The following is a 25,138-nucleotide window of genomic DNA, read 5'->3' as shown; positions in this document are numbered from 1 at the left end:
ATCAATACGCAACAAAGCCGAGCTACAATTAGCGAGCGGTACATGCCAACAAAATAATAGGGATCGCTTATGCCAGAAGAGATGGAGTTAAACCCTAATCAGCACAAACGCTTACAGGAGCTAAATCAAGCTCTAGAGAGTGGAATGTTCGTGCATGTTAGGCGCATGCTTCATCAAATGCCTCCCTGTGACGTGGCGCTATTGCTTGAATCCAGTCCACCAGCAGGGCGTAAAGTACTTTGGCAACTTACCGATCCAGAACAGCAAGGTGAAATCCTCGAAGAGCTCAATGAAGATGTGATGGAGGGAGTACTTCAGTTAATGGCACCAGAAACCTTGGCGGCAGCAACAGAAGGCATGGACACCGACGACATCGCTTACGTACTGCGAAGCCTGCCCGACAGTGTTTACCAAGAAGTACTTGAGCAAATGGATGGCCAAGACCGGCATCGGGTAGAAGCCGCTCTGGCTTACCCAGAAGACACTGCCGGCAGTATCATGAATACTGATACCATTACTTTACGCGCTGATGTAAGCATAGATGTGGTATTACGCTATTTACGCTTGCGTGGTGAACTCCCCGAAGCTACCGATGCTCTGTATGTCGTCGATGAAGATGACCTGCTGCTCGGCGATATTCCTTTATCTACCCTGCTTACGGTAAACCCTAATGTAAACGTGCGCGAAGTGATGGACGGCAATGCCGAAACCATTCATGTAGCAATGGATGAAAATGACGTTGCCGCATTATTTGAGCGACATGACTGGATCTCTGCGCCAGTAGTGGATGAACAAGGCCGACTATTAGGGCGAATAACCATCGATGATGTAGTAGATATCATTCGAGAGAATGCTGAACACAGCATGATGGGTATGGCCGGCATGGACGACGATGAAGATACCTTTGCACCGGTAGTAAAAAGTACCCAACGCCGCACTTTTTGGCTGGCGGTCAATCTGTGTGCGGCATTGGTCGCAGCATCCATCAGCAATATGTTTGAAGCGACCCTTGAGCAATTAGCCACTTTAGCGATTTTAATGACCATTGTACCGAGCATGGGCGGCATTGCCGGCAATCAAACCTTAGCGTTGGTGATTCGAGGCTTAGCCGTAGGGCATATTGGTGAAGGTAACTCGCGCTGGCTAATTGGTAAAGAAGCCGCTATTGGCATGCTCAATGGGGTTATTTGGGCAACGGTAATAGCCTTGGTCGTCACCCTGTGGAAAGGCGATTGGACCCTAGGTGTGATAATCGCTGGCGCGATGTTTATTAACATGTCCTTAGCGGGTTTAGCTGGGGTAACCATTCCGCTACTCATGAAGAAATTCAAGATAGACCCCGCGCTAGCTGGCGGTATGGCTCTGACAACAGTGACCGACGTTATGGGTTTATTTTCGTTCCTAGGCATGGCGACGCTTGTGCTTGCCTAAGGTTTCGGTCTCTATTTTAAATTGAGCGTATAAAACTTAGCCCGAGACCTTGCTCGGGCTATAGGTTGAACAGCTAAGGCCTTAGCTGCCGGCAACTTTCATCGATGAGATAAGCACCGAGCCCGATTGAATCGCACTTTCTTTATCAAAATCGTCAGCAATTGCCACAATATTGCTAAACATCTCTTGTAAGGAACTAGCCACGGTAATTTCGTGCACCGGGAAGGCAATTTCACCATTTTCTACCCAGTAACCAGCTGCGCCACGAGAGTAATCACCGGTAACTGTATTTACCCCTTGTCCCATCATTTCTGTCACTAACAAGCCAGTGCCCATTTGCTTGAGTAGCTCTGCGCGACTTATTCCACTGTGCTTAACCTTCCAATTATGGATACCACCTGCGTGACCGGTACTTTGCATACCTAACTTACGGGCCGAATAACTGGTCAGTAAATAAGTCTCTAACTTACCATCAGCGATAATATGTTTAGCGGTTGGTGCAACTCCTTCACTATCAAATGGGGTGCTCGACAGGCCTTTCTTTATAAACGGGTCTTCGTAAATCGACAACCAACTTGGAAACAATTGCTTGCCTAAGCTATCTAACAAAAACGATGAGCGGCGGTACAAGTTGCCACCACTAATAGCCCCGACTAAATGACCAAACAGCCCACTGGCCACATCTTGGTCAAATACCACCGGTACTTCACAGGTAGATATCTTCTGGCTGTTTAAACGCCCTAAAGTCTTTTGCTGCGCCTTGGTAGCTATGGTTTCAATATTGTCTAGGTCGGCGAAGTCACGTGCCACGCTATAGGCATAGTCACGTTGCATCTCTTTTTCACCGGCAATTAGCATGCAACTAATGCTGTGACGACTAGTTGGATAACCGGCAACAAAACCATGACTATTACCATAAACCTTTACACCGTAATGGCTGTTTATATTGGCACCGTCACTGGCTTTGATTTGTGGGTTACGCAAAGCAATGTCTTCACACTGCTTGGCCACATCGATAAAGTAATCCGGCTCTAATGGATGAGGATGAAATAGCTCTAGATCAGGAATGTCACTAGCTAAAAGCGCTTTATCTGCGATGCCTGCCGCAGAGTCCTTAGAAGTATATTGAGAAATATCGTAGGCGGCTTTAACTGCGTTTTTAATCGCTTCAGGGCTTAAATCAGAGGTAGAAGCACTGCCCTTACAATTAGCTGAGTAAACTGCGATGCCTAAGGCGCCATCGTGATTAAACTCCAGAGTCTCAACCTGTTGGTCACGGGTTGCTACACAAATCCCGGTTTGCTTTGAAATCGACACTTCAGACTCATCAGCACCAAATTGTTTGGCTTGCTCTAAGGCGAATTCCACCGCCTGCTTCAATTGACTTAACTCTTGGCTAACTTGTTTTTCAGGGCTCATTGTTATTCTTCATCTCCATGCATGGCACTAGCATAACAAAACTCATCGAGCGACCATATGCAAGAACTGGTAAGATATGAAAAAAAGTACTACGAGAGTTAAAAATGAAGAATCAGCAGCCCTATGAAGATGATGACGATTGGATCAGCAAGTCTGAAATCAAACGTGAAGCAGATCGGCTGAAAAAAATTGGTGCGGATTTAGTAGGCTTAACTAACCCACAATTAGCCACTATCGAAATGAGCCCAACCTTGCGTGAAGCAATTGCTTTAGCTAAACGCTTAAAAGACAAACGTGAAGCTGCTCGTCGCCATATGAACTATATTGGCAAAGTAATGCGCACCGAGGATGAAGAAGCGATTAACGCCGGTCTAGATAAAATTCGCAACAAGCATATTTATCAAGCTCAAGCACAATTAGCTTTAGAAAAGCAACGTGATTTATTAGTTGCCGAAGGTGACGATGCGATTAATCAAGTGCTTGAGCAGAATACTAAATTAGAACGTCAGAAATTACGTCAATTAGTTCGCCAAGCAAAAAAAGAAGCGGCTCAAGACAAACCAGCCAAAGCTCACCAAGAGTTGGCTAAGTACTTAAAAGAAAACGCTTAATACTTAAAGATCAAAAAAGGGGCCTAGGCCCCTTTTGTTTTGCGCATGAACCATCCTAAATAAGGTTTATGCAGTGCCTCCCACCGTTAACTCATCGAGTTTAACACTAGGCTGGCCAACCCCAACCGGAACGCTTTGGCCTTCTTTACCACACACCCCAACGCCTTGATCAAGTGCTAGGTCGTTACCCACCATAGACACCTGTTGCATTGCTTCTGGGCCACTACCAATCAAAGTAGCACCTTTAATGGGGGCGGTAATTTTACCGTCTTCGATTAGATAAGCCTCTGAGGCAGAAAACACAAACTTACCCGAAGTAATGTCTACCTGCCCACCGCCAAAGTTAGGCGCATAAATACCTTGTTTTACTGAAGCAATAAGCTCTTCAGGCTCACTTTCTCCCGGCAACATATAGGTATTGGTCATACGTGGTAATGGTAAGTGTGCATAAGACTCACGACGACCATTACCGGTTGAACGAGTATTCATCAACTGGGCATTATGCTTATCTTGCATATAGCCAGTCAAAATACCCTTCTCTATCAATACATTGTATTGGCCAGGAGTACCTTCATCATCGATATTCACAGAGCCGCGACGCTGTCCTAAGGTGCCATCATCAACAATAGTACAAAGACTAGATGCCACTTGTTTACCCATGCAGCCACTAAAGGCTGAAGAGCCCTTACGGTTAAAGTCACCTTCCAAGCCATGGCCGACTGCTTCATGCAACAATACGCCTGGCCATCCCGCGCCTAGTACTACAGGCATTAAACCTGCGGGAGCATCTACCGCTTCCAAATTAACCAAGGCTTGGCGAACCGCCTCATCAACAAAACCCATGGCTCGCTCACGGCCATTAACGTCTTCTAAAAAGTAACTGTAATTACGACGTCCTCCGCCACCGGCAGAACCTCGCTCTCGGCGTTGGTTACGCTCAACCAATACACTACAGTTAAACCGAATTAAGGGGCGAATATCCGCCGCTAAGGTACCATCACTGGCGGCAACTAATACTTCTTCATATACGCCACTTAAGCTCACAATCACTTGAGTAACGGCAGGATCTAAGCTGCGCGCATATTTGTCAGCCCGCTCTAACAAGGCAATTTTTTGCTGATTAGACAAGCTAACTAAGGGGTTATCGGCTTGATAAAACTGTTCGGCTGTTACTTTACTAAAAGGCTTAATACGGGCATTAACACCCTTTGGACTGATGCCTCGAGCCGCTTGGCAAGTTTGTAACAAGGCGCTGTTGTTAATCACATCGGAATAGGCAAAGCCGGTTTGTTCGCCGCTTATCGCGCGAACCCCTACACCTTGCTCAATGTTATAGCTGCCTTCTTTTACAATACCGTCTTCCAATACCCACGATTCGTGGCGGCTATGTTGGAAGAACAGATCTGCATAATCAATTTGGTGTTTTGCCACTTCGGTCAGCGCCATGCTTAGCTCTTGTTCGCCGATGCCTCCCGGCACCAGTAATGACTGACTGACTTTTTCAAACGACATAGTGTTTATTCTCTCCACCCTAGTTGTAATTGACCATGCAACGGCACGGGCATCCGGTCCCTAACTTGCTGTAATAGCTGCGGATTAAAATCGGCTCTTGCTGGCACAATTCCGCTTGGCTGTAGATCTAAACAACGCCCCCAGGGATCAACAATCATTGAATGTCCCCAAGTTTGGCGTTGATTTGTATGTGTTCCTGTTTGATTGGCGGCCACTAAATAGAGTTGATTTTCTATGGCTCTGGCTTGCAGTAACGCTTGCCAGTGGGCTTCCCCAGTTAATGCAGTAAATGCAGCAGGAAGTAATACAATATCACAGCCCTGTTGGCGCAGCAGCTGAAATAAGTAAGGAAAACGTAAATCAAAACAAATCGCCATTCCTACGCGAATTCCGCCCATATCAAACCAAGCCAGCTGCTCGCCAGCAACAAAACTGTCTGATTCTCGATAGCTCCCAACGTTGTCAGCCACATCAACATCAAACAAGTGCAGCTTGTGATAATGCTGCAGCAGTTCTCCAGCGGGTGAGAACGCCAAGCTAGTGGTGTAGCAGCGGTGCAGCTCCTGAGACTGAGTAGGCACACTGCCTGCCACTAAGTAAATGCCATATAACTTAGCTTGTTGGCTTAGCCAAGTTTGAATCGGCCCCTTGCCCAACCGCTCGGCGATAGACATATAGGCCTTATCGCCACCACCATAACAAGCAAAATTCTCGGGCAGTAATACTAAGTCGCCCGCAGCCGGATTAGCCTCTTGCAGCAAACGCGCTGCTTGAGTGAGATTGTCTTCGACCACACCATTTGAGGTCATTTGTAGGGCGATTAGTTTCATTGGCGCGACTCGCTGGCTCTAAATTCATCGGGTACTTTAATTTCTTGTTTCACCCGTTCAAGCTCAATAAGTTCTGGTTCTGCTAGGTTACCGGTAAGGGCGAAGTCAATTTGGGTAACCACTTCCACCACCGGCTCCAAGAGCTTAGATAAGGCCAATACCGCAACCCCTGTAGCGGGAGTTACCAAAAAGGCTGCAAGCACTGGTAAGCTGGAGGTTACTTTGGGAGAGTAACTCACTCGATAATCAATTTGGCCATCGCGAAAATCTACTTCACCTTTACCACGCATTGCGCCAGCTACGCCATCTAAGTAAAAGTCTTGATTATTACCCACACCATTATCAAAATTAATGCTGCCGCTCATTGAATCGAAGTGCAGTCCCTTTTCAAATACATCACTAAAATCAAGCTGCAGGCGACGACGAATAGTGTCTAGGCTGGCTAAAGTAAGCAAGCGTGTGCCCTTGTCACTCATTTCGGTCACTACGCCTTTATCGGTCTTCACCGATATAGAGCCATCCAAGCTGTTCATTTGCGGCTTAAGCAAACTGTCTTGCCAACTTACATCAAAGGTAAAGCGCGCAGGCGTGCCTTTCAAAGGGCTATCTCGACCTAAATCTTCTATTAGCTGCTCCATACTAGAGCTATCAAAGCTACCAGCAAACCCGGCTTGCTCTTGCGCGTCGATTTTATTCCAAAACAAGGCAGCGGTAAGCTGGCTATGGCCCCAATCAACCCACAAACGGCCATTCTCCATGGCTTGGTTTTCTATCGGCAAGTCTAGTTTAACGTTGCCTATACGATAGTCACCAAACTGACAGTCGTTACAGCTAATAGCTATTGGCGGCAATACCTCAAGCAAAGAACTGCTTTGCTGCTCGCCCACTGGTTCATTTTGCTCAGCTTCGCTACCCAGTTGGGAAAAATCCAACTCATTCAGTTGAGCTTTCTCTATATTTACCTTCACCGCTTCTTCGATGCTTGGCGCATCAGGCACCGCAATACTAGCGATCAACTGTTCAGATTCAATTTGCAACTGGGTTTTACTGCGCGGTAAATAAGCAATATTGAGATTATTTAAAGGTTGGCCGAGTAACTGAGCTTCATCAACTGAACCGCGAATAAACATCAGAGGCGGCACAGTTAAACTCACGTTGGTGTAATTTGTCTTTGGCTTCTCTGGAGTAAATTTGATTTGTTGCTTTGACCATTTTAGCCAGGGCTCTAGATCTAGCTGAGCGAAATCAAAAGACATCGCCAGGCCTTCTCCCTGCCACAATAAATCGTTATCAGCCCCTAAATTAAGCAGCGCATATTTAAGTTGTTTCTGTTCATCGACAAAATCAACTTGGGCAGCAGCAGAGATCAATTGGTTAGATTCCAGCTGCAATTTGCCACTTAAACCATCACCACTAATACTCAGTGCGGTAGGCCAGGTTTCGGCTGGGCGTTTTTGAATAGGTTCTGGAAGTGTTAAGGCTAGCCCTAGCAAGTCACTGCGAAAGTCGCCCTTATAATCAAACTGCCCTTGGGGTAGTAAGCGAATATCTAAGTCACCCTGCCAATTAAGGCTTCCAGAAGTATATTCGCTAAGCGGAATACCAAAAGCTCGCTGCGCATCATCTAGCGGCCAACGACCCACTAAATCAAAGTTAAGTAAGTAATTATCTGCTGAGGCTTGAGTATTAAACTTAATATCCAGCGGCATGCCGCGCCAAAGCGCACTTAGATTGTTAGTGCGTAGTTTATCGTTTTGAAAATATAGCCGCCCGTTTACCTGGCTCAAATCCATCCCGGCCGGTTTTACTTCAATGCTATTACCATTAAAGTCGACATGGCCATTTACCTCTACTTCTCCATCATAAAGTGGGATATTAAGGTAAATCTCACCGGCAACATCGCCACTCCCCAGCGGTAGCTGAGCTAAGCTATCACTGAGCGCGTCGATGGGCGATTGCAATAAGTAGTCCTGTACGCCGGCCGCGGGTCCGGCGATTTCACCGGTAATGAAAAGCTCCGAACGACTTTGAAACTTTGGAATACTGGCACTAATACGCTGAGCGGGCACTTCGCCCAAACGCGCGCGGTTGCTTTCCATGAATAGGCCATCGTTTTGAAACAGCAAATCTAGCTGCAATTCTTTCAGCGCTGGCCAATCGGGGTCAAATTTAAAAGTGGCGTTCTCTAGTGGAACAAAGGCTTGGAATATGCCGTTTTTCGCATCATAGGGATAATTATTGAGTTGGCCATACCACAGCACTTGGCTATGTTTTGCCTGCCCTTCCACCAAGGCATCTTTTAAGTAAGAAAACACCTTGGCCGGCATTACTTCTGGGTAATACCAATAAGCCTTGCCTGCATCTCTAATTTCGGCGTTTGCCATCAAACTCAATACTGGCCAAGCACCATCTTTTGGCCAAGTTAACGACCACTTGCCAGCAAAATCTAACTCGGGGGTCACTAAGTGAGTATGGTGACTACGTAAACTTAATCCAGGATCGGCAAAGCGAATAGCAATGTCAGAATCAAGCTTTTCAATTTTCCAGGTTTCCTCAAACTGCACTCCTAGGTGAAAACCACCTTGTTGCTGCAAATTGATATTCGCCTGCAGCTTATCGCCTACCACCCGCGCATTTAAACCAGTAAGACTAGGAAGAAAGGCTTGGCCTTGAGTAGTCACATCATGCAAGTCTGCTTGATAACTTAGTTGCTTAGTGGCTTGCTGGTATTCAAGCTTCAGTTGACTTAGTTGACCGCCCTTAAGTAGCTGAGACCAAGCTATGCTCGATTCGGTGTTTTCGAGCACTGCTAACAGCGGTGACCAAGTCGCTAAATCAAGTTCAGCCAAGCGCCACGCCTGATGCTGTTTGCTCACCAAACCTTGTACCGAGAAATCGGCGCTTTGATCGTTAACACTTAGCTGCCAAGGAAGCTTATCAATTCGCCACTTATCGGCTACCTTTAGGCCTTGGATAAGGCCACTGTCAATGCGCAGAACCTGCTTGTTTTGTTCGCCCCAAGTTAATTGGCTAGGTTGCCACTGGCTTAGCCAACGCTGTTGCTGTTCCGCGCCAAACTCTGCCCATAGCGAAAGGTTTACATCACTCTCGAAATGCTGGGCCGAAGCACCCAATAATCTGCGCATGGCTTGTAAATTGAGGTGCTCAACCTTAGCGAATAACTTGCCCGTTAAGCCCTCAACCTTGGCAGCGTCACCCACTAAATCGATCCGAAAGCTTACTTGACCATTTTGCAAATCTTGGCCAATCAGGATTTCACCATTGCCTTGATGCAAATCGCCCTTGTTCACCCAGTCTAAACTAGCAATATCAAAATTCATGCTATGTTCTGGGAAACTCAGTTCAATTAAACTATTGGTTAAACTAAATTGCGCCAACTGCCCCAAAAACACATTACTAATGGCTTGATAGCTTTGACTAAAATCGCGGGAAGACCTGCTACTGTTGGGGTCAACACTGAGTTTTAAATGGAATTCATCAAGTACCAAATCTTTGAATACCGCTTGGCGCTGCTCAAGCGTTTCCCAAAGATCAAGTTCTAACATTAAGGCCCCAACACTGAAGCGCGTATTGCGGTTTTCGCCAATCGCGACTTCGGTGTCTTCAAACACTAACATTGGTCGAAAGTTACGCAGCCGAGCACTGAGTTGGCCAATTCGTAACTCGGCGTCTTGATCTGCTACTAACCATTGGGCAAGGTCATCTTTATAGTTACTGGCAAATGATAAAATGCCGCGTGCAATACTTAAGCACACGGCAATAATCACTAACACTATTGCAAGGCCGTACCAGCATTTTCTGGCGCCACGGCGTAAAGGAGTCGCCATAAACCTACATCAATACCACGTCAAATTGCTCTTGACTGTACATCGGTTCGGTTTGAACTCTAACTTGCTTTCCAATAAACACCTCTAATTCTGCCAGGCTGTGAGACTCTTCTCCCATTAGCATCTCTGCCACTTTGGTCGACGCATATACGATGAAATTATCGGCGTCATAAGCACGATTAACCCGAATTATTTCACGCAGCACTTCGTAACAAACTGTCTCGACTGTTTTTACCGTACCGCGACCACGACAGGTTGGACACTCACCACAGAGAATATGTTCAATACTTTCGCGGGTACGTTTACGCGTCATCTCTACTAAACCTAACTGAGAGAAGCCACTAATGTTAGTTTTTGCTCTGTCTTTGGCTAAAGCTAGTTCTAAACTATGCAGTACGCGGCGCTGATGTTCAGAGTCAGTCATATCAATAAAATCAATAATCACAATGCCACCCAAGTTGCGCAAACGTAGCTGTCGGGCAATTGATTGAGTTGCTTCGATATTGGTATTAAAAATCGTTTCTTCTAGATTTCGGTGGCCAACAAAAGCACCGGTATTGATATCGATGGTGGTCATCGCTTCGGTCTGATCGATAATCAGATAACCGCCCGACTTAAGGTCCACACGTCGTTTTAATGCACGTTGAATCTCATTCTCTACGTCAAACAAATCAAAGATTGGTCTGTCGCCAGCGTAATACTCGAGGATTTCGGTAAATTCGGGCACAAACTCAGCACTAAAAGAAACCAATTGCTCGTAAGTTTCCCGTGAATCGACCCGAATCCGGTCTAAGTGAGTCCCCACAAAATCACGAATGATTCGCAGCGCTAAATTCAGCTCAGCATACAATTTGCTTTTACTTGGCGAGCTCTCTTTACGTTGCAACACTTTACGCCAGACGCGTTTTAAAAACGCCGCATCTTGTTCAAGCTCATCAGCGCCAATACCTTCAGCGGCTGTGCGAATAATAAAGCCGCCTAGTTCATCAACAAAATCGCCACAAATCTCTTTTAAGCGCTCTCGTTCTTCTTCACTTTCTATACGTTGTGATACCCCAACGTGGCTGCTGCCAGGCATAAATACCAAGTAGCGCGAAGGCAAAGTAATGTCGGTAGTTAAACGTGCACCTTTGGTGCCCAGTGGGTCTTTAACCACCTGCACCATAATGTCTTGGCCTTGTCTCACTAGCTCGGCGATATTTCCCGCTTGAAAGTGTTCTTGCTCAGTCACATCTACACATTCAGTATGGGGAACAATATCGGAGGCATGCAAAAATGCCGCTTTTTCCAAACCGATATCAACAAAAGCCGCCTGCATACCCGGTAATACCCGACTAACTCGGCCCTTGTACATGTTACCAACAATGCCGCGCCGCGCATCACGCTCTACGTGGGTTTCTTGCAAGATCCCGCTATCCACTAAAGCTACACGAGTCTCGGTTGGGGTAACGTTGATCAATAATTCTGCTGACATAGTAACCTAGCGAGTTAAATGTAAATGGAGTAAACGGTCGGTCTCTACCAATGGCAGACCAACCACCGAACTATAACTACCTTCAATACGTTCGACAAACCGACCGCCAAGACCTTGAATGGCATAACTACCGGCCTTGTCCGCCGGCTCACCACTGGCCCAATACTCGACCATTTGGCTTTCCGTAACCTGACAAAAGTACACCTCAGTAGTGACTAGCTGAGTATGTGCTCGCCCTTGATAATATAAGCAAATAGCCGTCATTACTTGATGTTGCTTAGCACTTAATAAACCTAACATCGCTTTGCTGTCGGTAGCGTCTTGGGGTTTCCCTAGCACTTTGCCTTCACAGACCACAATAGTATCCGAGCCCAGTACTGCAAGCGACTTCCCTTGATACAAGCTATATATAGCCGCCGCTTTCTCTTCTGCTAAGCGACACACTAGGTCTGCAGCTGCTTCCTTCTGTTTTGGCGATTCGTCAATATCCGCGGCTTGAGAAGTAAAAATCCAGCCTAACTGGCCAAGCAGTTCCTGTCGTCTTGGCGAGGCAGAAGCGAGGATTAAAGGGCAGGATTGCTTCATGATATCTTCCACTGGCGGCGCAGCTTGCGCAACAGTAAAAATATCCAAGGCCAAGCAACGGTAGTGGTAATAACCGGATAAAAGTATCCAGAAGGCAACTGAATATCTTGAACCAGGTATTCTGCCCAAAAAACAACAACCTTTGCCAAGCCGGTTAAGCCACCCACCACCAAGGCTTGCTGCCAAACCGAAAAATTACGTAAGCGAGTAAAGTTAGTGGCAGCAATATAGGCCACTATAGACATCGCTAAGGCCCGAACGCCTAAAGTTGAACCGAGCAGGAGGTCAAGAATAAAGCCAACAACAAAGGCAATGCCCACATTAGTGCGATGAGGCAAGGCTATCGTCCAATAAAATACACACACCAATACCCAATCTGGGCGAAAGGCGTCGGCAATCAAGGGCAAAGGAATAATTGCCAATATCAGTGCTATGAATAAACTGCCAATAATGGCGCCGCGGCCATTAATTTTTTCAATCATGCTGTGCCTTTACCAAGCCAATATTTAAGGCCAAATTAACAATAAATAACGCAAGCGATCTAACTCAACCACTGGCGTAGCCATTACGTCGGCATAGGGTTTGCCTTCCTGATAATCAAAACGATTAACTACCGCTACCGGGTAGCCTTCAGGAAATACTCCGCCTAAACCAGAAGTCACTAACACATCACCTTCACCAATATCGGTACTTCTCGGAATGTGCGGAAGTTGCAAGCGGTTTAGCTCACCGGTGCCGGTAGCCACTGCGCGAATATCATTTCGCGCGATACGCACCGGTATACCATGGCTCGCATCAGTGATAAGCAATACCCGACTAGTGGTTGTGCCTACATGCAATACTTGGCCAATCACACCAATATCGTTGATGACAGGTTGCCCTTCAAACACCCCATCTAGTTTACCTTTATCAATAACCACTTGATGCGAAAATGGGTCCGAATCTACGGCCATAATTTCGGCCACTAGCTTGCGGCTATCGTTGCGCACAGGAGAGCCCAATAAGGCACGTAAACGGGTATTTTCTTTGGCTAGGCTTTCCATTAACAACTGATCAGCACGATTAAGCAGGAGCTGCTCTCGCAAGCTACTATTTTGCTTTTTCAGCTGTTCACGCGTAATCACTTGATTGGACATCGAGTCCATAAGTTGACCCGGCATATTGGCTATGTATTGCATGGGGCTTACAGCAGAATGCAAATACACTCGCACTTGCTTAAAGGCAATCAGTTTACTGTCGATGAAAATAAAAGAAATGGACAACAAAATAGCGAGCACAAGGCGAAGCTCTAAAGATGGACCTGGGCCGAAGATAGGTTTCATCGGTCGTTACCTAAGTAGTTGTCTGTTTGGAACAAAGTTAAATAAAACGAAGAACACAAGGCGTGTTCTTCGTTAGGTGTAGCTTATTCGTAATGGAACAAGTCACCGCCGTGCATGTCGATCATTTCAATGGCTTTACCGCCACCTCGTGCCACACACGTTAGAGGGTCATCAGCAACCACTACAGGTATACCGGTTTCTTCCATTAGTAAGCGATCTAAATCGCGAACCAAGGCGCCACCGCCAGTCAATACCATGCCGCGCTCTGAAATATCAGACGCTAGCTCTGGAGGACTTTGCTCAAGCGCGACCATAACTGCACTCACAATACCTGAAAGCGGCTCTTGTAAGGCTTCTAGAATTTCGTTGCTGTTTAAAGTAAAGCTTCTTGGCACGCCTTCAGCAAGGTTGCGACCACGCACTTCAATTTCACGAACTTCATCGCCAGGATAAGCAGAACCAATAACATGCTTGATGCGCTCGGCAGTTGCTTCACCAATTAAGCTGCCGTAGTTACGGCGCACGTAGTTGATAATGGCATCGTCAAACTTGTCGCCACCAATACGTACTGAAGAAGAGTAAACAACACCGTTTAGCGAGATAATCGCAACTTCGGTAGTACCACCACCAATATCGACCACCATAGAACCGGTAGCTTCTGATACTGGTAAGCCCGCACCAATTGCCGCAGCCATTGGCTCATCAATTAGGTAAACCTCACGTGCTCCAGCTCCCATCGCCGATTCACGAATTGCACGGCGCTCAACTTGGGTAGAGCCACAAGGAACACAAACCAGTACCCGAGGGCTTGGGCGCAAGAAGTTATTATCGTGAACTTGCTTAATAAAGTGCTGCAGCATTTTTTCGGTTACATAGAAGTCAGCAATTACGCCGTCTTTCATTGGACGAATCGCCAAAATGTTACCAGGAGTACGACCTAGCATTTGCTTAGCGGCATGACCTACCGCAGCGACACTTTTGGGACTACCAGCGCGCTCTTGGCGAATCGCCACTACTGAAGGCTCGTTAAGAACGATCCCCTGATCTTTTACATAAATAAGTGTATTGGCTGTTCCTAAGTCGATTGACAAATCGTTAGAAAACAAGCCTCGGAGCTTTTTAAACATAGCTGGGCGAATCCTGAGAAATAGTGTCGATGATAAGCGATTAAAACTTGGCTCACTTTACCAATGCAAACCGCGACTAGCAAGCATACTCTAGAGAGATGCCAAGGATAGTGAAGGCTATCACCTGCCTTTCGTAAAATCCTCGGTTTAGATTGCATATTTTTCAACCAATCAACGACTAATAACGCATCCTACGATCAATAACCCGATCGCTTTGACGAAATACGCCAAAAGTTACTTGACCACTTCCGATAGCATCATCTGCACTTTCAAAGCTACCATTGCCATTCCAATCTTCACGTAACCAATTAAGGTTACTGTCTAAATTAAACCAATAGTCCACTTGCCCAGTATTGCTGTCACCCGGAGCAGTAAAATCGACCCAAATTATGCCTTGCTCAGCGATGCCTGGAGAACGAAGTGAAACATCAGAACTGCCTCCACCAACTTGGGCTGTGTCGGAATCAACTTTAGGTAAAAACTCTAAGCTAGGAAGATTGAGATTACTGCACACGTCATCAGCATTTCGGATGTACTGACTGCCATCGTAATACTGCAATTCGCCATTAACTGCTATAGCTTGAAGCTCTGAGCCAAAGCCGTTATTAAGCTTAATGCGACCATGGCGCAATTCTGGAGCAGTACCTAATACACAGCTATATGCAGTATCATCATCTCCCACACACACATAAGTGCCATCGGTAGATTGAATACCCGCATCGCTATGTTGATAAAATAAGCTAATAGCACCGTCTACTACCGGAGCTTGCGCCGTTACTGGCTTTTCAACGCCAGAAAGTAAATCAGTTTGGGTAAACACGCCATCAGCCCATGTACTGGTAGACTCTTCTATCATAAAGCCATCATCAAAATCCGCCTCCGCAGAGCTGCTAACAAAACTCCAATCATCACCGGGGTTTCGGCCTACATTCGTTACCTGGAATTTGCCCTCGGAATAATTTTGAGTTGTAGTACCAAATGCATTCTCAGCTACAAGGGTCCAACTAATTAGCTGCTCTTGCTGGCCAATGTAAGTAAAGTCGCCAAGTAAACAGGCAGCTTGAATGCTCGCCACCGTTAATTCGAAATGATGTGGATAAAAACTGCCAACCACATCACTGGCTTTTCCTACTGCATAATCTTCCAAGACATAACCTAAGTACTCAGATACCCAACCTGTATAATTAATACCGCCCACTTCTGAATAGTTGGTGTCGATAATTAGCGCCACTCCTGCCGATTGACTATCAATCGTTCCATCGCTAAGCGTTCCTAGCTCTCCATTTGAAGGGCTTTCTAAGCTAGCTTCCTGCTCCAAGTAAGCAGGATCTGCAACAAAGTTAGCCGCATTGCAGTCTTGCCCTTGAGTACTGATATCGCAGTTGTCGATAACCGCAATCAACGATGAAACAAAAGGGTCACCTGCTTTAGTGAAGTAAGTTGCAGGATTGACTCTGGTTTCATCTTCTTGATTTTTTATGTCTTGCCATTGGAAACCCGCGGGTATTAACTCCGCGGTCGTGCTTCCCAACAAGGTTACGGTTGAGCCATCAATTTCCGAGCCATCTTCATCCCAAAAGTTAATTCCCAAACGGCCTACATCGGGATAGCGCAAGTTAAGCTGTGCCTCACCACCAGCAAATACTGTTTTGATTTTGGTATTGGCACCTTGGCTAGTGCCTACATCTACAAATTGATTGCTATCTTGGTCTTGCACTGCCAGTTGCCGCGTTCCTGAAGTGGGCTGGGTATAATCAGTCCAAAAGCTCAAATCTTTGGTACCTTCGTAATTACCAATTTGACTGCAGCCAACACCACCATCGGGGTCTTTCCCCACTGCGGTAAGCTTAAGCGTAAAATCAGTATTGGCTTTATGAGGATTCTCTCCCCAGGTTCCAATTAGCTCGTCTTTAAACCCATAGGCATTAAAGGTCACAACAGTAGTGGCACTAATTCCGCCATCGGCTACAGTAAGTGTTACTGCGCCTTCTAAGGGATGTAGTAAGCCCAATGTTACTTCACCTAAATCATTAGGTACAAAGCTATAGCTGGCTTGGCCGTTGTCAGCTCCAGCTTGTAAGCTGCCTTGACCATCACCTTGCGACCACGTACCACGATTAGTTGAAGTACTCAGCCCAACCGTTCCTTGAAAGTTCTGGTCAATTTGCCCATCTAGCGTCGCTTGGATAGTCACCTCATGGATATCACAGGTAAGTCCGGTACTATCAGCAAAGATATTAAGGCCGGGCTCCTGCACCGAAGAGTTAGTGGCAAACGCCATATAACTGTACTCTTCCGCAAGGTGATATCGCTCACTATCTAAATACTGGTCCTCTTCAGTGATCATCGAAAAATTAGCGGCATTGTGCTGACATCGCCTTAACCAACCACCATTATTACCACGACGCTCATTTTTGCTGCCAACTAAAATAGGTGGCACAGAAAACAGGTTAGTTTGATAACTGGTGGTGTAGTTACAAGTAGCCGCTGGTGAGATAGTACTACCGCCACTGCCATGAGTAACAGAGTTGCCAAACTGATAATTAACCACCTGATTGTCTACTGTAATCTCCCCCACAGTTGCTTCAGTGGCAAGGTAGGCTACTGTTTCATTTTGTATATCGGTATAAAAGATTGAATCATTATCCGAGACACAGTAACGCGAAGAGCCAAAGAAATTAGTATCATAGACCTCGCTGCTATCGATCGCTAAGCGAATGCCGTTGTTGTTATATTCTGAGTTTGAGGTCAGCCAACAGTTATTGTTGCGCGATTGCTTTTGATGCAAAACTACTGTGAGATAGTTCGGCATATCAACATTGAAGTAATTTCTATCTGGGAAGGGGAAGGCTTCATTAGTATCAATGGTGCCCGCTCTTAACTCGGTACCGTCTTCCAGAAAATGTTCACCTTCATTCACTGCAATCCAATCAACCGCTTGAATATTTTTTGAGGCAGTTGTATTGCCTGGAGGTTCTTGCCGAGCCCAGGTAAAACCCGTCCACTCTCCGTTGCTTTGAATAACACTGGTTAAAATCGCCGCCACTGGACCATCATTATTTGGGTCACTGGCATCCATTGGCGTCATTAGAAAAACTAAAGGTTTAGACTGATACGCTTGATCAAAGGTGACTGTTCCACCGTTTTGACCTGCACCTGAATTACCAAATTGTAACAGTAGAGGTTCTACTACAGAGCCATCACACAAAGGCGCAAAGTCGACTTCTCCAGCATTATTAATTCCACGAACTTGAACTTCGTTAGCTAAAATCACATCCCGCTGTTGAGTGAACAATGCACCGTCAATTTCAGCACGATACCCTAGAGTTACATTCCTTCTGGCATAACCCATAAATGCAGATTTTGTCTCATTAGATAAGTTAATACCGTCTCGAGAATAAATCGCCAGGCGCAAAGGATCACCACCTAAATTAACTTCAGTTTGGTAATAAAAATTTACATCACCCTTAACAAAAATCTTTACTGTTCCACTACCACCTAGTACATGAAGTGTTGCTTCAGTCCCCATTGAAAAAGAGCCATCAACCCAGTAAGTACCTGGTGGAAGACTTAAGGTACTTTGGTAACCAAGATCTATATTTTCAATAAAGTACTCATTGCGAGTAGATGAAAAAGTTATGGAACTTTGAGTACCTCCAATAATGTCGGCAAAATTATCAGTATTGTAGCTACCACTTCCTAACACTATGCTTTGCTGATACCCAACGTTTACTGAATCCCCATTGTTTAACTTTTCAATAGTTACGTTATTACCAGAGCTCGCTAAAACCCCGCTTGCTGCACAATCTGTATTTTCATCGGGACAAGTATTACCGTCCGAAGGTTCAACCTTGTCAACTTGACTAACATTAAGCTGCCCATTTTGAGTACCATATACGCGTGCTTGCCAGTTTATTTCTACACGTCGGTTATTTTGTGAGGATGCAACAGGGCTAGAAAACACTTCTTGGCACTCAACCGCTTGAACAGGTTGACCTCCCAGCAGAAAGCTTATGCTTAAACAACTCGCAAATAATGACCACAACTTCATAAGCCACTCCTTGCTTGAATGCTTTGGCTACGTTGCACCAATACTTCTCCAGTACCACATTGGCCAGTTGCTTGAAGATCAAAAAAGCGCGCACTCAACTCTGTGATGTCTTTTTGCTGACAAGTCACGCTAACGTCGCATGACGATAGGCCTTGGCCACTAAGAATTGGTGCTGAAGTCACATTGCTACATTGGCCTAAAGTTGTGGCAGGTACGTTTAGCGGGAATAGTTCTGACAATGCTTGCTCTAAACCAGAATAAGCAGCTAGCTCAGCACGTGTTCCTAGAACATCCCATGCGGCATTGCGTGAGGTATCTTGAATCATCGCGGTTAAACCCACGCTGATTAGAGCCATGACCACAATAACAAAAATAGCCACCACTAAGGCACTACCACCTTGGCGGGCAGGAAGTGCTTGGTAAGCCTTTATCTTAGGGCTGATTAAGAACAACGATGTCATGATTAAATTCCACTACTTCTCTATTCTCAACAAAGCGCAAGCGAAGGTTCACCAAACCATTTCGAGTTAAACTGGCAGGCGACACTTGGAATGGCTGAATAGCACTATTGGCTTCAAGCTTACTCGCCATTAATACTCCACTACCACTATCCGCCGGCTGAAAACGCAACAGCTTACTACCTTCCACACAATAACGGATCGGTTCATCCAATATAAATGCTCGCTGAGCCGGTGAGTCCGTGTTCACACTAATCGAACCAGAAAATTCAATAGTGCTAACACCAGAACTAGCATCAGCTGTAATACTACTTAAACAAAACACCTTGCCAGTGGCTGCGGTACAATTGGCATCTAATAAGGCGCCATTGGCATTTAGCACTTCATCACTGTTTAATACATAAACACCTAGCCAAGCATTGCCAGCCGCTGTAACAGCAGGTTGGTTGAGTGAAGTAACGACAGAGCCAGAAGCCGCACTGCTAGGTGTAATCGGTAAATCAATATAGGTATGACTAGAAAAGGTAGGCACAAAGGTTAAACAATGATTAGCTTCGCCAGCACTATTTTGGCCAAGCATAGCGCTGTTTGGCAAGCTGTTGTGTAGCTCGCGATTTAAACGCTCGATGGCAAAGCGCGCTTCCCCCAGCAATACTTGGCGGTCTGCGCCTTGGCGGTATATCAAACTACCAGTGCGTAAAAAATCACTAGTAGCAATGGCTAAAATTGCCAACAATACCATGGTAATAACCAGCTCAATTAAGGTAAAACCTTGCACGCGGCGCATTAGTAATTCCATCTAAAAGCGCTAAAGGCGTAATCGATGCCATTAGGCGCTCTTATTATTACGTCGATACGTTTGGCAGCATTGATGCCATGCTCACTACTGTCCACATTAACTCGGTAAGAAAAATTACGATAAACATTTGATAAATCAACACCTAAACTGTCATCAATAGTAATGAAGTTGCCGTTGGTGTGATAGTCATCTACATCATTGTATTGTCCGCGGTCTTCTCCTTCGGGACCATAATCACTGGCTGCCGTGCAGCTTAACTGCCCAGTGTCACCACAACGCCACAGCCCTCCGCCGGTATGATCAGAGTTTTCATCAAAGGATTTACCGAGGATTTCATTCATTAAACTTGAACCCAGCTCAGCCGAGCGCACTTCGTAAATGGGATCAACACTTTTGAGCGCTTGTGGTGCTAAAAAAGAGGTAATTACCATCAGCGATATAGCCAACACAACAATGCCTACAATTAACTCGATGAGAGTGAAACCATTAGCAGACGGAAGCTTATAAGGGCGCATGGATATAGCCCTCTGATTCAATAATAATAGTATGAATATCATCGCTTTCGACACTAATTACACAAGGGAACTGATTACATAAGCTTGAATCGGCAAGCCTTACTCGCCCCATGCCATCAAAACGAATGGTTCCTTGGCTGACCAACAAATCGCTAGAATAAGAAACAGCTTCCAAAGGAGGAGATGTATTGGCGCAGCTACCATCGGTAGACAACTCGCCAGAGAAATAGTTATCAGTATTTACTTGCAGAAAGAAGCAGTCTTGATAATGGTTCATGGCTTGAGTTTGCACTAAATGCAAACGGCTTAACAATTGTTCGCGCAGGCTAATTTCAGCAAAGCCACCGCGAAAGAACTTAGGTAGTACGGTGATCGCAAGAATGCCAATTAAGATGAGCGTAATCACCAGCTCAATAATGGTAAAGCCGGAGGTTTTAGTGTGAGGTATTCGTGGAAGTTCCAATTTCTACATCAGCAAATATAAGGCTAGCCGAAGCTAGCCCTATAAGCGATTAACAACCGTCGGTTAAGCCAACAACTGACGTAGCAGGAGTATTTGCATCAGCTGCTTCAGTGTAAACAACGGTACAGTTAGCATCTGAGGCAACAGAGCTTGGGCGGAAAGTGATTACACCATCAGCGGCAGTATCAGCGCTCCAATCGCCAGTATTAGCGTCTACCCAAAATTGATAGTCTGCATTTGCTTCAGGATAGCCAAATGCTGTATTGATAGTATTTCCAGAGTCTGAAACTGAACTAGAATCTACACGCTCAACGCCTGCAATCGCAGATTTACTATAAACTAAGTTAGCTCCACCTTTCAGCGCAGCCTCTAAACCACTTAAGGTTGAAACTCGCGCATCAGTTTGTAAGTTCAAAAACTTAGGTGCGGCAGTCACTGCTAAAATACCTAAGATGATAATCACAATCACCAATTCGATTAGCGTAAAGCCTTGCTGTTTAATTGCCTTCATTTCTATATCCTTAGAAAATTATTGATTTATAAATCGTTAGTTAGGAATGTTAGTAAAAACCCGCCCTGCGGCTGGTTGATACGTGAAATTGTTATATGAGCCTTCATCGTTACCAGGATCCACGTAGGAACCGTCACTATTTTTAGCCAAAGAGTTTACTTGATAAAAAATACATCGCGTCTGCTCTGCGGCTCCCGTTACCGTGGTGTAATACTTGAAATAATCACCTTGGTTAGCTACCTCAGAGAAGGTAGCCGTAGCGCGGGCAGGATTTTGTAAAATTGCGTCCCACACTTTCAAGCACTTGTCTCCGGATAAGGTTCCGGGATCCACGTCTTCATCGTCGCTGGTCATCGGGTAACCAGGAGCAACACTGCCATTGCTTATTTGCGCAGCAGTAGGCGTGGTTAAATACACTTTTTGAGTATCATAAATAACGGCATTTTTGCCATTTTCACTAGGGCGACCTTCTGCCTCCCACTGCGCACGAGCTAACGAGACGCCAGTAGCAAAGCCACCGGCTACGCCTTCTAAGCTCGCCACCTTAGCTTCTTCGGTAACATCCAAAAATCGCGGCAAGGCGGTAGCAGCTAAAATGCCCAGAATAACAATTACAATCACCAACTCAATCAGCGAGAAGCCAGCTTGTCTCATTGTAGATCTTGATACCGTAGAAATTGTTGTCACTGTTAGACTACCTCTTAAATCGGCTTTAGAGCCATTCCTTTGTCATCACACCTTGTTGCGGGTCATATATCAGTATCGCCACACCTAAAAACTCATAATGGCATTGCTGGTTTTTATAGTCCGCTGTTACGGCATTACCTTGCCCACTTAGCTCAGCACCAACCATGTCACGCCACAAATCTTGGCACTGCTGGTTTGATGTAACCTTAGGCCACCCCGCTTTACTCATCGCTAAGCGTATTACCTCTAATGGCTTTTGCTCACCGCTAAGCGCATCACGCTGATATAAATTGATCTCCAGCTGCTCAGGGCGGAATCTAGCTATCCACAAACCATGAACTTGCGCCAGTTGTCTCACCCAAGTTTGAGCATATTCTTCTACGACTTGCTGCTCAGCTTGATTAATTGTCCTAATAAAGCTAACTAAAAGCAATAATACAACTAATAAAACTATGCAGAAGGTCACAAGCCAACTAAAGCGCGAGCGATTGTTATCCAACAACTCATGCTGATTCAATTAACCACCTCTTACCGCGCGCATCATGTCCCACATTGGGGTAAAGATGCCAAGAGCAAGAATCAGTACCATACCTGCGACCACTGTAATCAGTATTGGTTCAATACGTGCTGTTAAGCTCTTTAAATCATAGTCGACTTCACGCTCGTAAAACTCGGCCGCTTCGGTAAGTAATTCATCGACTTGCCCGGTTTCTTCGCCCACCGAGATCATCTGCAATACCAAAGGTGTAAATAACTCACTGGCAATCGCGTTACGCAGCAAGCTTTCGCCGCGCTCAATGCCGCGACGCATTTCAACAATTCGCTCAGCCATAAACGCATTATCAACAGCGCTAGCCACCAAAGATAAGGCTTGGTTAAGCGGAACCCCCGCTCCTACCATCATCGCAAAACTGCGCGAGAAACGAGCCAGTAACGAGCGCTCAATCACTGAGCCAACAACCGGTAAGCGCAGTCGCGTTTTGTCCCATAACATACGGCCTTTGGGAGTACCGACATACCAGCGCACCAGAAATACCGAGCCTATCGTTAGCACCAATAACAAAGGCCAGTAATGAACAAAAAAGTTGGAGGTGCCTATCAAGATCCTCGTGGCTAAAGGAAGTTCCACATTAAAGCGGCCAAAGATTTCGGCAAACTGGGGGATAACAAAAATATTTAGAATCACCATTGCAATAACAATTGCCAGAATCACAAAAGTGGGATAACGCATCGCGGTTTTGATTCGCTTACGGGTATCCATTTCCAGCTCAAGGTACTGAGATAATTGCAAAAATGCTTTTTCTAACTGACCGGTGTTTTCGCCAACATGAACAATACTCACAAACAGCTGAGAAAATACTTTGGGGTACTCTGCCATGGAAGTCGACAAGGTTCGCCCGCTGCTCAGAGCATCAGACACGCCAGCGAGTGAGCGGCGCAATAGCTTACTATGAGCTGTTTCGGCTAGGCCATTAATGGCACGCATTATCGGAATGCCAGCCTTGGTTAGCGAATACATTTGCCGAGTAAATACCACTAACTCATCAAGCTTGATTCGCCCTTCCCACAAAGAGCTTACATCTAAGGAGCCTAAGCTTTCGCCTTTACTTTTGCCTTCTGCAATCTTTATTGGCGTGAGACCACGGCGCAGTAAGCTTTCTGCCGCAGCATTTTGATTGGCAGCTTCAATGTCACCATTGATCAAGCGACCAGTGCTATCGCGAACTTGATAGCGAAACATAGCCATTACTGAGACTCACCCTGTTCTGCTGTAACACTGCCATAAACGTCAATCTCTTCTACCAATCGCAGCACTTCTTCAATCGCAGTCACTCCTTGTTTGGCATAATCTAAAGCGGCTAACGACAAAGGCCGGTAGTTGTTCGAGGCTTTTGCAGCCTTAGAAAACTCATCAGGATCATCGCGACGCAAACCTTCCATCATAGCGTCATTAAGCTCTAACATCTCAAACACACCAATTCGGCCCTTGTAGCCGGTGTAGTTACAGCTTTGGCAACCATGACCTTTATAGAAGACCTGTTGGCTTAAATCTTCGCTACTAATATGCTCTAGCCAAACCTTTTCTTCGAGCGAGCAGCTATGTTCTTGTTTACAGTTTTCACAGAGTCTACGCACCAAACGCTGAGCGATAACTGCTCTTAAGGAACTTGCCACCAAATAGCCCGCTGCGCCCATATCTATTAATCGTAAGGCGCTAGTGATCGCATCGTTGGTGTGTAAGGTAGTTAATACCAAGTGACCCGTTAATGCGCCCCGTAGACCAATTTCCACGGTTTCTTGGTCACGCATCTCCCCCACCAGCAAAATGTCGGGGTCTTGACGCAAAGTAGTACGCAAAATATTGGAGAAATCGAGGCCAATTTTACTGTTTACTTGTACTTGGTTGATACGCGGCAGTCGATATTCAACGGGGTCCTCTACAGTAATAATTTTTGATTCTGGCTGGTTCAACTCACTCAAAGAGCCATACAAAGTGGTGGTTTTACCGCTACCGGTAGGGCCGGTAACCACAATCATTCCATGCGGGCGATGCAGCTGGCGGCGAAAGCGCTCCATAATGTCAGCTGGCATACCAGTTTGCTCTAGCGACAATATGCCTGCCGATTGGTCTAACAAACGCATTACTACCGATTCACCGGCTTGAATAGGCATGGTCGATAGACGTACGTCAATAGAGTGCCCGCGCACTTTAATATTGAAACGGCCATCTTGTGGCAGGCGCTTTTCAGAGATGTCTAAGCCAGACATCAGCTTTAAACGCAGCACCATGGCAGAAGCAATTTGTACCTCATTAAGCACGCTTTCTTGTAACACACCGTCTACCCGTTGGCGTATTCGCAGTACGTTTTCGTCTGGCTCAATATGTATATCAGAAGCGCCCACTTGCACCGCATCTTCAAACAAGGATTGAAGCAGCTTAACAACGGTAGTTTCATTGCTCTCATCACCTGCAGTGGCAAGGCCAATATCAAATTCATCACTGCTGGCGTATTCTTCTTTTAGCTCTTGTGCAAAACCTTCAATCTCACGGGTTCTTCGATAAAAACGGTCGAAGGCTTCTACAACCTGTGACTCCCTTGCCACCACATATTTAAGCTGATGAGGAGCTAACAGCGATGCTAAGGTGTCAATAGCCGAGAGATCGGCGGGATCGGAAATAGCTACAGTTAACACGTCGCCATCTTTATGAATCACCAAAGCCCGCAAGCGGCGAGCATGCACTTCGCCCAACAACACCACAGCATTGGCATCTACCGAAATTTGCGCTAAATCGACAAAAGGAATACCTAGCTGACGAGCCAAAAATTCCAGCAATTGCACTTCGGCAATAACCCCGAGTTCAATTAAGGTTGCACCTAGTTTTCGCCCCGATTGTTTTTGTTGCGCTAAGGCGCTCATTAAATCGGCTTCACTGATCACCTGCTCACTAACCAGCAAGTCACCCAAGCGCATTCGTAGTTTTGGTTGTGCCAT

21 protein-coding genes are annotated in these 25,138 nt (G+C 45.9%); 2 read left to right on the top strand and 19 right to left on the bottom strand.

The features are described from left to right. Positions 1 to 69 precede the first annotated feature (69 nt). Positions 70 to 1,431, top strand: coding sequence for a magnesium transporter (gene mgtE, locus K5609_RS03500; protein ID WP_221075975.1), 1,362 nt, complete (start codon positions 70 to 72; stop codon positions 1,429 to 1,431). A gap of 81 nt (positions 1,432 to 1,512) precedes the next feature. Here mgtE and pmbA read toward each other — a convergent pair whose 3' ends face one another. After that, positions 1,513 to 2,850 (bottom strand): metalloprotease PmbA, encoded by a 1,338-nt coding sequence (gene pmbA / locus K5609_RS03495; RefSeq protein WP_221075974.1) that lies wholly within the window; start codon positions 2,848 to 2,850, stop codon positions 1,513 to 1,515. A gap of 104 nt (positions 2,851 to 2,954) precedes the next feature. On the opposite strand from pmbA, the gene yjgA reads away from it, so the two are divergent. Beyond that, positions 2,955 to 3,461 (top strand): ribosome biogenesis factor YjgA, encoded by a 507-nt coding sequence (yjgA, locus tag K5609_RS03490; protein ID WP_221075973.1) that lies wholly within the window; start codon positions 2,955 to 2,957, stop codon positions 3,459 to 3,461. A 66-nt stretch (positions 3,462 to 3,527) separates the two neighbouring features. On the opposite strand, the gene tldD is transcribed toward yjgA, so the two are convergent. From tldD to K5609_RS03400, 18 genes are all read right to left on the bottom strand, one after another. Next, positions 3,528 to 4,973 (bottom strand): metalloprotease TldD, encoded by a 1,446-nt coding sequence (gene tldD / locus K5609_RS03485; RefSeq protein ID WP_221075972.1) that lies wholly within the window; start codon positions 4,971 to 4,973, stop codon positions 3,528 to 3,530. 5 nt (positions 4,974 to 4,978) lie between these two features. Then, entirely contained in the window at positions 4,979 to 5,803 is an 825-nt protein-coding gene (locus K5609_RS03480; protein ID WP_246611938.1) for a carbon-nitrogen hydrolase family protein, read from the bottom strand. Further along, positions 5,800 to 9,651, bottom strand: a complete 3,852-nt coding sequence (locus tag K5609_RS03475) for a YhdP family protein (RefSeq protein ID WP_221075971.1) — start codon at positions 9,649 to 9,651, stop codon at positions 5,800 to 5,802. Before K5609_RS03475 ends, K5609_RS03480 begins: the two co-directional genes overlap by 4 nt. Before the next feature lie 4 nt (positions 9,652 to 9,655). Next, entirely contained in the window at positions 9,656 to 11,125 is a 1,470-nt protein-coding gene (gene rng / locus K5609_RS03470) for a ribonuclease G (protein ID WP_221075970.1), read from the bottom strand. Between the two features lie 6 nt (positions 11,126 to 11,131). Further along, complete coding sequence (locus K5609_RS03465) at positions 11,132 to 11,710, bottom strand: Maf family protein (RefSeq protein ID WP_221075969.1); 579 nt, start codon at positions 11,708 to 11,710, stop codon at positions 11,132 to 11,134. Further along, complete coding sequence (gene mreD / locus K5609_RS03460) at positions 11,707 to 12,192, bottom strand: rod shape-determining protein MreD (protein WP_221075968.1); 486 nt, start codon at positions 12,190 to 12,192, stop codon at positions 11,707 to 11,709. The genes K5609_RS03465 and mreD overlap by 4 nt, the downstream gene beginning before the upstream one ends. 24 nt (positions 12,193 to 12,216) lie before the next feature. After that, complete coding sequence (gene mreC / locus K5609_RS03455; RefSeq protein ID WP_221075967.1) at positions 12,217 to 13,032, bottom strand: rod shape-determining protein MreC; 816 nt, start codon at positions 13,030 to 13,032, stop codon at positions 12,217 to 12,219. 83 nt (positions 13,033 to 13,115) lie between these two features. Next, the gene (locus tag K5609_RS03450) at positions 13,116 to 14,159 is read right to left on the bottom strand and encodes a rod shape-determining protein (RefSeq protein WP_016400728.1); all 1,044 of its coding nucleotides are present in this window, start codon (positions 14,157 to 14,159) and stop codon (positions 13,116 to 13,118) included. Between the two features lie 178 nt (positions 14,160 to 14,337). Then, the gene (locus K5609_RS03445) at positions 14,338 to 18,210 is read right to left on the bottom strand and encodes a DUF6701 domain-containing protein (RefSeq protein WP_221075966.1); all 3,873 of its coding nucleotides are present in this window, start codon (positions 18,208 to 18,210) and stop codon (positions 14,338 to 14,340) included. Then, complete coding sequence (locus tag K5609_RS03440; RefSeq protein WP_221075965.1) at positions 18,207 to 18,671, bottom strand: hypothetical protein; 465 nt, start codon at positions 18,669 to 18,671, stop codon at positions 18,207 to 18,209. Before K5609_RS03440 ends, K5609_RS03445 begins: the two co-directional genes overlap by 4 nt. Beyond that, complete coding sequence (locus tag K5609_RS03435) at positions 18,643 to 19,455, bottom strand: PulJ/GspJ family protein (protein ID WP_221075964.1); 813 nt, start codon at positions 19,453 to 19,455, stop codon at positions 18,643 to 18,645. The genes K5609_RS03440 and K5609_RS03435 overlap by 29 nt, the downstream gene beginning before the upstream one ends. Next, positions 19,455 to 19,982, bottom strand: a complete 528-nt coding sequence (locus K5609_RS03430) for a type IV pilus modification PilV family protein (protein ID WP_221075963.1) — start codon at positions 19,980 to 19,982, stop codon at positions 19,455 to 19,457. Before K5609_RS03430 ends, K5609_RS03435 begins: the two co-directional genes overlap by 1 nt. Further along, entirely contained in the window at positions 19,969 to 20,445 is a 477-nt protein-coding gene (locus K5609_RS03425) for a type II secretion system protein (RefSeq protein WP_221075962.1), read from the bottom strand. The genes K5609_RS03430 and K5609_RS03425 overlap by 14 nt, the downstream gene beginning before the upstream one ends. A gap of 49 nt (positions 20,446 to 20,494) precedes the next feature. After that, entirely contained in the window at positions 20,495 to 20,956 is a 462-nt protein-coding gene (locus K5609_RS21815) for a prepilin-type N-terminal cleavage/methylation domain-containing protein (RefSeq protein ID WP_221075961.1), read from the bottom strand. 36 nt (positions 20,957 to 20,992) lie between these two features. Next, positions 20,993 to 21,610, bottom strand: a complete 618-nt coding sequence (locus K5609_RS03415; RefSeq protein ID WP_220720222.1) for a pilus assembly FimT family protein — start codon at positions 21,608 to 21,610, stop codon at positions 20,993 to 20,995. 58 nt (positions 21,611 to 21,668) lie between these two features. Continuing rightward, positions 21,669 to 22,160: a hypothetical protein gene (locus K5609_RS03410; protein WP_221075960.1), complete on the bottom strand. Its 492-nt coding sequence runs from the start codon at positions 22,158 to 22,160 to the stop codon at positions 21,669 to 21,671. Further along, positions 22,161 to 23,390 carry a type II secretion system F family protein gene (locus tag K5609_RS03405; protein WP_221075959.1) on the bottom strand — a complete coding sequence of 410 codons (1,230 nt, stop codon included), beginning with the start codon at positions 23,388 to 23,390 and terminating at the stop codon, positions 22,161 to 22,163. Further along, positions 23,390 to 25,138, bottom strand: coding sequence for a GspE/PulE family protein (locus K5609_RS03400; RefSeq protein WP_221075958.1), 1,749 nt, complete (start codon positions 25,136 to 25,138; stop codon positions 23,390 to 23,392). The genes K5609_RS03405 and K5609_RS03400 overlap by 1 nt, the downstream gene beginning before the upstream one ends.

It is taken from the genome of Agarivorans aestuarii (assembly GCF_019670125.1).
Classification (GTDB): domain Bacteria; phylum Pseudomonadota; class Gammaproteobacteria; order Enterobacterales; family Celerinatantimonadaceae; genus Agarivorans; species Agarivorans aestuarii.
This window is presented reverse-complemented; position numbering and strand designations above follow the sequence as displayed.

Excerpts from the sequence above, each read along its gene's own strand:
- mgtE (WP_221075975.1), top strand. The coding sequence starts at position 70 with ATGCCAGAAGAGATGGAGTTAAACCCTAATCAGCACAAACGCTTACAG.
- pmbA (WP_221075974.1), bottom strand. The coding sequence starts at position 2,850 with ATGAGCCCTGAAAAACAAGTTAGCCAAGAGTTAAGTCAATTGAAGCAG.
- yjgA (WP_221075973.1), top strand. The coding sequence starts at position 2,955 with ATGAAGAATCAGCAGCCCTATGAAGATGATGACGATTGGATCAGCAAG.
- tldD (WP_221075972.1), bottom strand. The coding sequence starts at position 4,973 with ATGTCGTTTGAAAAAGTCAGTCAGTCATTACTGGTGCCGGGAGGCATC.
- K5609_RS03480 (WP_246611938.1), bottom strand. The coding sequence starts at position 5,803 with ATGAAACTAATCGCCCTACAAATGACCTCAAATGGTGTGGTCGAAGAC.
- K5609_RS03475 (WP_221075971.1), bottom strand. The coding sequence starts at position 9,651 with ATGGCGACTCCTTTACGCCGTGGCGCCAGAAAATGCTGGTACGGCCTT.
- rng (WP_221075970.1), bottom strand. The coding sequence starts at position 11,125 with ATGTCAGCAGAATTATTGATCAACGTTACCCCAACCGAGACTCGTGTA.
- K5609_RS03465 (WP_221075969.1), bottom strand. The coding sequence starts at position 11,710 with ATGAAGCAATCCTGCCCTTTAATCCTCGCTTCTGCCTCGCCAAGACGA.
- mreD (WP_221075968.1), bottom strand. The coding sequence starts at position 12,192 with ATGATTGAAAAAATTAATGGCCGCGGCGCCATTATTGGCAGTTTATTC.
- mreC (WP_221075967.1), bottom strand. The coding sequence starts at position 13,032 with ATGAAACCTATCTTCGGCCCAGGTCCATCTTTAGAGCTTCGCCTTGTG.
- K5609_RS03450 (WP_016400728.1), bottom strand. The coding sequence starts at position 14,159 with ATGTTTAAAAAGCTCCGAGGCTTGTTTTCTAACGATTTGTCAATCGAC.
- K5609_RS03445 (WP_221075966.1), bottom strand. The coding sequence starts at position 18,210 with ATGAAGTTGTGGTCATTATTTGCGAGTTGTTTAAGCATAAGCTTTCTG.
- K5609_RS03440 (WP_221075965.1), bottom strand. The coding sequence starts at position 18,671 with ATGACATCGTTGTTCTTAATCAGCCCTAAGATAAAGGCTTACCAAGCA.
- K5609_RS03435 (WP_221075964.1), bottom strand. The coding sequence starts at position 19,455 with ATGCGCCGCGTGCAAGGTTTTACCTTAATTGAGCTGGTTATTACCATG.
- K5609_RS03430 (WP_221075963.1), bottom strand. The coding sequence starts at position 19,982 with ATGCGCCCTTATAAGCTTCCGTCTGCTAATGGTTTCACTCTCATCGAG.
- K5609_RS21815 (WP_221075961.1), bottom strand. The coding sequence starts at position 20,956 with ATGAAGGCAATTAAACAGCAAGGCTTTACGCTAATCGAATTGGTGATT.
- K5609_RS03415 (WP_220720222.1), bottom strand. The coding sequence starts at position 21,610 with ATGAGACAAGCTGGCTTCTCGCTGATTGAGTTGGTGATTGTAATTGTT.
- K5609_RS03405 (WP_221075959.1), bottom strand. The coding sequence starts at position 23,390 with ATGGCTATGTTTCGCTATCAAGTTCGCGATAGCACTGGTCGCTTGATC.
- K5609_RS03400 (WP_221075958.1), bottom strand. The coding sequence starts at position 25,138 with ATGGCACAACCAAAACTACGAATGCGCTTGGGTGACTTGCTGGTTAGT.